Source organism: Elstera litoralis, from assembly GCF_000963705.1.
GTDB classification, from domain to species: Bacteria; Pseudomonadota; Alphaproteobacteria; order Elsterales; family Elsteraceae; genus Elstera; species Elstera litoralis.
In genome coordinates this window covers 1-7,698 of sequence record NZ_LAJY01000198.1, presented here as the reverse complement: position 1 = coordinate 7,698, position 7,698 = coordinate 1, and the positions used below count along the sequence as shown (strand labels likewise).

The 7,698-nt window shown below is 61.9% G+C and carries 7 protein-coding genes; all 7 read right to left on the bottom strand.

The window, feature by feature from the left end:
- A partial coding sequence (locus tag VZ95_RS22905; protein WP_198148178.1) for an RNA chaperone Hfq occupies positions 1–117 on the bottom strand: 117 nt, incomplete at its 3' end.
- 144 nt (positions 118–261) lie between these two features.
- The gene (ntrX, locus tag VZ95_RS08725) at positions 262–1,644 is read right to left on the bottom strand and encodes a nitrogen assimilation response regulator NtrX (RefSeq protein ID WP_045775507.1); all 1,383 of its coding nucleotides are present in this window, start codon (positions 1,642–1,644) and stop codon (positions 262–264) included.
- Positions 1,634–1,945 (bottom strand): ATP-binding protein, encoded by a 312-nt coding sequence (locus VZ95_RS29225; RefSeq protein ID WP_198148177.1) that lies wholly within the window; start codon positions 1,943–1,945, stop codon positions 1,634–1,636. The genes ntrX and VZ95_RS29225 overlap by 11 nt, the downstream gene beginning before the upstream one ends.
- Entirely contained in the window at positions 1,911–3,992 is a 2,082-nt protein-coding gene (locus tag VZ95_RS08720; protein WP_156995174.1) for a sensor histidine kinase NtrY-like, read from the bottom strand. Before VZ95_RS08720 ends, VZ95_RS29225 begins: the two co-directional genes overlap by 35 nt.
- A gap of 53 nt (positions 3,993–4,045) precedes the next feature.
- Positions 4,046–5,491 carry a nitrogen regulation protein NR(I) gene (gene ntrC, locus VZ95_RS08715; protein WP_045775506.1) on the bottom strand — a complete coding sequence of 482 codons (1,446 nt, stop codon included), beginning with the start codon at positions 5,489–5,491 and terminating at the stop codon, positions 4,046–4,048.
- Between the two features lie 36 nt (positions 5,492–5,527).
- The gene (locus tag VZ95_RS08710; protein ID WP_332308046.1) at positions 5,528–6,457 is read right to left on the bottom strand and encodes a two-component system sensor histidine kinase NtrB; all 930 of its coding nucleotides are present in this window, start codon (positions 6,455–6,457) and stop codon (positions 5,528–5,530) included.
- 180 nt (positions 6,458–6,637) lie between these two features.
- Entirely contained in the window at positions 6,638–7,642 is a 1,005-nt protein-coding gene (gene dusB / locus VZ95_RS08705) for a tRNA dihydrouridine synthase DusB (protein ID WP_045775505.1), read from the bottom strand.
- Positions 7,643–7,698: the final 56 nt, after the last annotated feature.

Sequence of the window (7,698 nt, the reverse complement as noted above, 5' to 3'; positions counted from 1 at the left end):
GGTTACGATGCCCTGAAGCTTTACGCCATTCACGAGGAACACGGTTACCGGGATTTTCTGTTTGCGAATATAGTTCAGGAAGACATCCTGGACATTCTGGGATTTTTCGGAGCTCATTACGGCATTCCTTCTTGCTTTTGGGCCATTGCCAAAGAAACCAAGACGCTATCGGCACCAGCGCCCCGATAGCGTCACACACACGATCCTTATATGTAGGACAATCTTCCGCGCCCCGCTAGAGGGTGCGGCATATCAGAGCACTCACAGTTTCCGGTCGGTGCCATTGACGCCCAGCGACTTCAGCTTACGGTGCAGCGCCGAACGCTCCATGCCAACGAAGGATGCGGTGCGGCTGATATTGCCGCCGAAACGGTTGACCTGCGCCAACAGATAATCACGCTCGAACACTTCGCGCGCGTCGCGCAGCGGCAAGGACATGATCTCGCCGCCCTTGTCCCAGGCCAGCACCGCCGGGGCCTTGGCGCTGATTTCCGGCGGCAGCATATCGGCGCGGATCGGCGCGCGGGCATCGCCGGGGGCCATAATCAGCAGCCGCTCGACGGTATTGCGCAACTCGCGAATATTGCCCGGCCAATCATAGGCCTGAAGCGAGGCCAGCGCGTCTTCGCCAATCTCGCGCGGCGGCAGGCCGTTGATTTCGGTCGCGCGGCGGACGAAGTAGCGCACCAGATCGGGGATATCCTCGGTCCGCTCCTTCAGGCTGGGAATGCGGATGGGAACCACATTCAGCCGGTAATAAAGATCTTCCCGAAACCGACCTTCAGCCATTTCGGTGGCAAGATCGCGGTTGCTGGAGGCGATAACGCGCACGTCCACTTCCACCTTCGACCGACCGCCGACGCGCTCGAAGGTTTGCTCCTGCAACGCCCGCACGATTTTGCCTTGGGTGGCGAGCGGCATATCCGCCACTTCATCCAGCAGCAGCGTGCCGCCGTGGGCCTGCTCGAACAACCCTACCCGGCGGGGGCCGTCGTTATCATCGGTGCCGAACAGTTCCTGCTCGATCCGGTCCGGGTGCATGATGGCGCAGTTGACGCCGACAAACGGGCCGGAGGCCCGGCGCGACTGGGCGTGCAGCGCCCGCGCCACAACTTCCTTCCCGGTTCCCGCCGCGCCGGTAATCAGCACGCGGCTATTGGTTGGCGCGACTTTTTCAATCGCCTGCCGAACGGTGGCGATGACGGCAGAGGCGCCCGTTAGATCATATTCGACCGTGGTGCGCGACTTAAGGTCCGCCACTTCCCGACGCAGTTTGGCGGCTTCGATGGCGCGGTCGATGACGTGCAGCAAATGGTCGGACTTGAAGGGTTTTTCGACGAAGTCATAGGCGCCCTGCTTGATCGCGCCGACCGCCGTTTCAATCGTCCCATGCCCACTCATCATCACCACGGGTAGGCCGGGGTGATCGATTTGGATCTTTTCAAGAATTTGCAAACCGTCGAGTTGACTGCCCTGCAACCAGATATCGAGGAGAACCAAATGGGGTTGGCGCGTGCGCACAGCTTCGAGCGCCTGATCGCTCGATCCCGCGACCCGCACACTAAACCCCTCGTCTTTCAGGATGTCGGCGACCAGAGTGCGGATATCCGCCTCATCGTCGACAACTAGAATTTCATGCGCCATAGGTTCCTTCCGCTACCCCGCCGTTGGTTGTTGCGTCGGCGGTTGGGAGAGTTTCGCCTTTTCGTGGCAAGATGAGGGCAATCTCTGCCCCGCGTGCGCCAGCCACAGTATCGGGACGTACCGGAGCATCGGTCAAACGAATCTCTCCCCCGTGGTCTTCCATAATCTTGGCGACAATAGCAAGCCCTAAGCCGGTTCCCTTGGCCCGCGTCGTCACATAGGGCTCGGTCAGGCGCTCACGCTGCTCTGTCGGTAACCCCTTACCATTATCCGTGACAAGCAGTTTTGGTTGCGAGCGCATCTTGCACCAAGGCCACACTGATTCGCCCCGGTGGCAGTGTTGAAGGTTCGGCCTCGCGCCCGTCGATGGCATCGATGGCGTTCTGGACCAGATTCATCACCGCCTGCCGGATTTGCCGCCCGTCGCAGCGCACGGTTTCCACCGTCTCCGGCAACTTCAGCTCGAAATGAATGTTAGGCCGGGCCGAGCGTTGCAGCATCATGACTTCGCGCAACACCTGCGGCAAATCCTCCGGTTTCATCACCGGCTGCGGCATACGGGCGAAGGCGGAGAATTCATCGACCATCCGCCCGATATCGCCGACTTGCCGCACGATAGTATCGGTGCAGAGGGTAAACGTCTCAGGATCGCTGGTTATCTCTTTGAGATATTTACGCTTTAATCGTTCTGCCGAAAGCTGGATCGGCGTCAGCGGGTTCTTGATTTCATGGGCGATGCGCCGCGCTACATCGGCCCAGGCGGCGGTGCGCTGGGCGGCGAGAAGCTCGGTGATATCGTCGAAGGTCACGACATAGCCCTGGGTTTGTCCGCCCGCCAAAACTTCCGCCGTCACCCGCACCAGTAGGGTTTGCGCGCGCCCGTCCCGATTGATTTTCACCTGACCATCGGCGCGGCTATCGGCGCGGGCGCGGGCGGTTTCGAACAGCGGCAGCATTTCGGGGATGAGCGCCGCGAGCGGCTGGCCGGTCTGGGGCGCAAGATCGATGCCCAGTAAGACGCCCGCCGACCGATTGCCCATCGTCAGATGGCCGTCGGGATCGAGCCCCAATACCCCCGCCGACACCCCCGCCAGCACGGCTTCGATAAAGCGGCGGCGCTCGTCCAACTGGCTATTGGTGGCAAGCAAGGCGTGGCGCTGTTGATCCACCTCGCGGCTCATGCGGTTAAAGGCGCGGGCCAGCGAGCCCAACTCATCATCGCCCGGCATATCGGGCACGCGCGCCGAAAAATCGCCCGCGCGAATCCGTTCAGCGGCGGCGATAATCACCGAGATCGGCTTGACCAGATTGGTGGCAACCGCAAGCCCGATGGAGGCCGCCAATACCAGTAGCAGCAGCGCCAGCGCAAGATAGACCAGCCCGAAGGTGGCTTGAATCTGCGAGCGCTCCCCCTCCAAAGCCTCATAGGCATCAACCGCATTGGCGGTTTCCTGAACGTAGGAAATCACGCGCGGATCGACCGGGCGGCCGACGTAGAGATAGCCATCAAACCCTTCGAGCCGGATCAGCGCGCGCACGCGGTCGTCGTCGGTATTGGTCATCACGGCGGCCTCGCCGCGCCGGGCTTGATCGAGCGCCCAGGCGGGAATCGGCTCGAACTCCAGTCGGAACGTCAGCCCAGCCCGCGCGAGAATCTGACCATCGCGCCCCAATACAACCGCTTCCGATAGGTTCCGCAGCCCGGCTTGCGTCACCACCAAATCGCGGAACCAGACCGGATCGGAGAAAAAGCGCGGCGCTTCCCGGTCTAGATCGACCGCCATCGAGAGGATGTCGCCTTTGATCGCCAGATTATGTTCCTGAAGATAGGCGGCGGCGATGGCCTTCGAGCCATCCAAAGCGCTCCGCACCCGCTCGGAAAACCAGCCATCGACCGAGAGGTTGAGAAACACCACCGAAAATACGGCGACCAAAATCGTCGGCGCAATCGTAACCGCGCCGAACAGCATCACCAGACGCACATGCAGCCGCGAGCCCGCGAGCCCGCGCCGCCGCTCGGTCCAAAGCTCCACCAGCCGCCGCACGATAACGGTAGCGAGCGCGAGCAGCAGCACGAGATCGAGCACCAGCAGCCACGTCGTCCAGCCGCGCCCGACCGAGACGAACGGCCCGGCTCCCGTTAAGGCGGCATAAGTGGCGATGCCCGACAAGGTCATCAGCACAACGAGCAGCAGAATGACCTTGCGGCCCAACCCGCGCGAATCGGCGCGGCGCTGCAACCAGGAGCCGAGCCCGCCGGGCTTCCCCGTTTGGGCTTGGCCTATCTCTGCCTGCGACCGCTGTATCGGTCGTTCGGAGGGGAGCCCCCCCCGGTCCAGATCCGTCACCGGCGCTCCTCACCACATCCGGGATGCGTTAACGAGCCCCCCGGTTCAAGCCCCTATCTTATCCCGCGCATGACCTGAATGTCCAATTCCCGAATTTTCTTGCGCAGGGTATTGCGGTTGAGCCCCAGAAGTTCCGCCGCTTTGATCTGATTGCCCCGGGTCGCTGCCAGGGTCAGCAGCAACAGCGGTCGCTCCACCTCGCGCAATACCCGATCATAAAGACCGGCGGCGGGAAGCTGATCCTTATGGGCGGCGAAATAATCCTTCAAATGGCGTTCCACGGCCCCGCTGAGATTGTCGCTTTCCGGGGCGCGGTCCTGAGCGGGTTCTGGCGCGCTATCGGCCAATTCCTGCTCGATGACATCGAGACCAATCACCTCTTGGCTATAGAGCGCCGCAAAGCGCCGCATCATATTTTCAAGCTCGCGCACATTGCCCGGCCAGCGATGCGCGCGCAGCCGGTCGAGCGCCGCTTGACTGAGCGACTTTTGCGGCAGTCCCTCGTTCGCAGCGATTTTGAGGAAATGCCGCGCCAAGGCGGGCACATCCTCGCTGCGCTCCCGCAGTGGCGGCAACCGGATGGGGACCACGTTCAGGCGGTAGAACAAATCCTCGCGGAACTGCCCAAGCCGGATGAGCTGGCGCAAATCGCGGTGGGTCGCCGCGACGATGCGCACATCGGCCTTGATCGCCGTGCGCCCGCCGACAGTGGTATATTCGCCTTCCTGCAACACGCGCAGCAGCCGGGTTTGCGCTTCGAGCGGCATATCGCCGATTTCATCGAGAAACAGCGTGCCGCCCTGGGCCTGCTCGAACCGCCCAACCGAGCGGCTGTGCGCCCCAGTGAACGCGCCCTTCTCGTGCCCGAATAGGTCGGACTCGATCAATTCGCGCGGAATGGCGGCCATATTGACCGCCACGAACGGCCCGCCCCGGCGCTTGCCGTAATCGTGCAGCGCGCGGGCGACCAATTCCTTCCCCGTGCCGCTTTCGCCGGTAATCATCACGGTCAGATCGGTGCCCATCAGGCGCGCGAGCACCCGATAGATTTCCTGCATCGCGGGCGACCGACCGATGAGCGGCAGTTGCTCTTCACCCTCCACCAGATCGGTGGGCGGCGTGGAGCTTTCGCCCTGCACGGTCAGCGCCCGCTGCACAACCCGCATGAACTCGTTGAGATCAAAGGGTTTGGGCAGGTAATCGAACGCGCCGACCTCGGTGGCTTTAACCGCCGTCATCAGCGTGTTCTGCGCGCTCATTACGATCACGCGCAGATTTGGCCGCAGCCGCCGAATGCGCGGCACCAGATCGAGTCCATTGGCATCGGGCATGATTACGTCGGTAATCACCAAATCGCCCTCGCCGGCCTCCACCCAAGACCACAGGGTCGATGCCGTCGCCGTCGTGCGGACTTCATGCCCCAGCCGGGTGAGGGCCTGGGTGAGCACCGTTCGAATAGCGCGATCATCGTCTGCGACCAGAATGGTGCTGCCTGTCATACGTCGCCCCTCATGTCATTCCCTCACGCAGCCGCCTTAGCGGTTCGGCACCATCGGCAGATAAACCCGGAAGCTAGTGCGCCTCGGTTGGCTGTCTACTTCCACCACGCCGCCGTGATCGCCGATAATCTTAGCAACCAATGCAAGTCCCAGGCCGGAACCATTTGTCTTCGTCGTGACAAAGGCATCAAACAGGTGCGGCTGAAGATCATCGGGAATCCCCTCGCCATTATCCTGCACGGTTACAACCAAAGGAAGGTGAACCCGCGTCTTTGCACCCGGCACTTCCAGACGGACCCCGTGCTGATAGGCGGTTTTCAGCGTAATTTCCCCGCCTGGCGCGAGCGTTGCCTCGGCGGCGTTCTTCACGAGGTTCAGAAAAACCTGCACCAGCAGGTCGCGGTTGCCATAGACCGGCGGCAGCGACGGATCGTAAAGCTCGATAAAGCGATGATCGCGCGCAAAGCCCGATTGCGCCAGTTTGCGGACGTGGTCCAGAACCTGATGGATATTCACCGGCTCGCGCTGCAAGGCCCGGCTATCGGAGAAAACCTCCATACGGTTGACCAGCGCCTTGATGCGGTCGACCTCATCGACGATCAGGCGAGTGAGCATTTGATCGTCGGGCGAGGCCGCCGTTTCCAGCAATTGCGCCGCGCCGCGAATGCCGCTGAGCGGATTTTTTACCTCATGGGCCAGCATCGCCGCCATCGCCGTCACCGAGCGCGCCGCGCCCCGGCTGGACATTTGCTGATCGATTTTGGAGGCAATCGTCTGCTCGCGCACGGCAATCAGCAACGTGCCGGGCCGCTCGATCACCGGCGTTACATCGACCGTTACCCGCCGCGCGGGAAGGCGCGGGCCTTCGAGCAGAACCGCATGTTCGGCAACACTCCGCCCCTTGCCCCGGCAGAGCGAAACCAAGGACAGAAGCGGGCTGTCGCCGGCGAGATAATCGGTCAGCACTCCGCCCAGGCTTGCGCCGAGGAAACGCCGAGAAACTGTTCCGCGCTGATGTTCAGTAGGCGGATTTGATTATTCTCATCGAGAATGATGATAACATACGGTAAGGCATTGATAAGAATATGCTCTTCTACCGGATGAGGGCTTTTTGCGTCGCGCGACGGGAGACCTGGGGGGCGCTCGTCATGCCGCCATCCCCCGCATCGCCGCTGCCGCAAACAGCGGTGCCATCGCCGCAATCACCGGCTCCGGCTGAGTGGCCCGATTGACGATCGCGCGAAACTCGGTGAGCGCCGGATCATCGACGGCGACGAGCGCCTCGCCATACCAAGCCAGATGTTTTCGGGCGATTCGAAGCCCCTGTTCGACGCCGTAATGCCCTAACACAGCTTCGAAATGTTCCTGCAAAATCAGTGCTTTCTCATGTAAACTTGGATCGGGCAGTCTTTCGCCGCGCGCAAGATAGGCCGCGACCTGCCCGGCAAACCAGGGCCGCCCGCAACACCCGCGCCCGATCATCACGCCCGCCGCCCCCGATTGGTCCAGCGCCGCGCGCGCATCGGCCAAGGATTGAATATCGCCATTGACGATCACCGGAACGGAAACCGCCGAAACCGTGGCGCGCACGCGGGTCCAATCGGCGCTGCCCGTGTAGAATTGCATGCGGGTGCGCCCGTGGACGGTAATCATCCGAATGCCCGCCGCCTCCGCCTTTTTCGCCAAGGACGGCGCATTTAGGGCGTCCCAATCCCAACCTAAGCGCATTTTGAGCGTTACCGGGATGGAAACCGCCTTTACCACGGCCTCGATAATCGCCAGCGCCTTAGCCTCATCGCGCATCAGCGCCGAGCCCGCCTGCCCGTTCACGACCTTTTTTACCGGGCAGCCCATATTGATATCGATGATCGCAGCCCCATTGCCCTCGTTCACCCGTGCCGCTTCCGCCATGATCGCGGGGTCGCACCCGGCGAGTTGAACGGCGGCCGGTTGCTCGTCGCTTTCGGTTTGCGCCATCGCTAGCGTGGTCTTATGACCCCGCGCGAGGGACTCCGATGCAATCATTTCAGACACGACCAACCCTGCCCCGAAACGCTTGACGAGGCGTCGAAACGGCAAATCGCTGATTCCCGACATGGGAGCCAACAGAACCGGCGCATCGAGTGCTATAGAACCAATCATGACGCCCATATTTTGGGCATTCCTTCTATTGATGATTACCAATTAGGCAGTCCTCACGCTACGCT